The 1,538-nt window shown below is 74.1% G+C and carries 1 protein-coding gene; it reads right to left on the bottom strand.

Annotation, left to right across the window (positions count from 1 at the left end):
* A partial coding sequence (locus KCH87_RS48390) for a PAS domain-containing protein (protein WP_210594455.1) occupies positions 1 to 1,516 on the bottom strand: 1,516 nt, incomplete at its 3' end.
* Positions 1,517 to 1,538: the final 22 nt, after the last annotated feature.

Genomic DNA, 1,538 nt, shown 5'->3' with positions numbered 1-1,538 from the left:
TCAGCGTCTCCACACCGGGCAGGTGCGTATCCAGTCCCACCCCGTCGAAGGGGGCCAGAAACCCCGGCGGGAAGCCGGTCTCCCACGCCAGGTACAGATGCCGGTCCTGAAGCAGGTAGATGGCGAGCCGGCGGCCGCCGAACGCGGGCAGCAGCTCGCGCATGACCACAGCGGACACCTGGCGGGCGGTGACCGCCTCCGTCAGCGCGATGGCGAGGACGATGGGCCGGTACAACGGAGCCATGGAGGAGGCGCCGGATGCCGAAGCGCGCTCGGCCGGTGAGTCCGCGACGCGCCCGGCCGGCTGCACGGTGCAGGTCAGGACGTCCGGGCCCGGGTACACGGACAGCGCGAGCCAGTCGCCCTCGAACTCCCCGCCGTCGTCCGCGGGCCGCCGGATGTGACAGTGCACCGGATCAGGTGCCAGCAGGGCGCTGCGCATATGGTCCTCGCAGGCCGGCTGGTTCAGCCAGGGAACGGCCTCCCACAGGGAGCGGCCGAGCAGTTCGTCCCGCGACCGGCGCAGCAGCTGGGTGGCCCGCGGATTGGCGTACATCACCAGTCCCAGCCGGTCCATGCAGAACACACCGTCCGGCAGGAGATCGGCGGCAGCATCCGCCGCGGCGCCGGGGCTCGGATCCAGCACGACGCCTCTCACCCGGTAGGGGTCCGCGGGCTCGGTCGGTGAGTCGTACGCCGTCCAGCACTCGATCAGCCGCAGGGCGCCGTCCTCGGCACGCACGTAGAGCGGCAGCGGCGGCGGTCTGCCGGACGCCGTCTCCTGGAGTGCGGCCAGGACGCGGTGTGCGTCGCCCGGGGTGGCCACGGCGTCCGCGAGGTCCTGCACGGACGGGGCGCCCTCCGACTCGCCCAGCAGGTCGCGCAGACGCTCGTCGGTCGTCACGGCCCCGCTCGCGGGATCCCAGGCGAAACGCCCGATGTGCCGCGCGGACGGGGGCGCGCCGGTCGGCCGTACGCACAGGGGCTCGCCGTCCCAGACGACCGGCGGGACGGCCCCGGCCTCCAGTCCCCGCAGGTCCGCCCCCAGCTCCTCGGCCAGCCGGGTCAGGCGCTCACGGACGGGCAGCAGTTCGGCGGCGTCCGTGACGGCGGGGCGCAGGACGGTCAGGACGCCGTACACCCCTGACGAGCCGGCCGAGCCGGCCGCCGCCATGACGGGCACGTACAGCGATCCGAACGGGAACGGCAGTCCGGCCGCGAACTGGGGATAGCGGCGCATCGTCTCCGTGGCGTTCGGCAGGACCACCTGTACGCCGAGCCGATAGGCGTCGGCGACGGGGAACGGACGGTCCACGTGCATCCGGAACCACGGGCGGAACAGCGGCCCGGGCAGGCCGGCCAGCACGGCCAGGCGCAGCAGCCCGGGCGTGCTGGACCGCAGATAGACCCCGCCCGCACGACCGCCGGCTGCGCGGACCGCCTCCGTCGAGGCGTCGGCCAGCAGCGCGGCAAGTCGTCCGGGCATCCGGTGAGTGTCCTCGGCGCTCCGAGTCATCGGCCCCAACCTCGTCCGTGTG

Source organism: Streptomyces sp. GESEQ-35 (assembly GCF_017948485.1).
In the GTDB taxonomy this organism is placed as follows: Bacteria; Actinomycetota; Actinomycetes; order Streptomycetales; family Streptomycetaceae; genus Streptomyces.
Note: the sequence above shows the minus strand (reverse complement) of the source record. Positions and strands in the feature narration are given on the sequence as shown.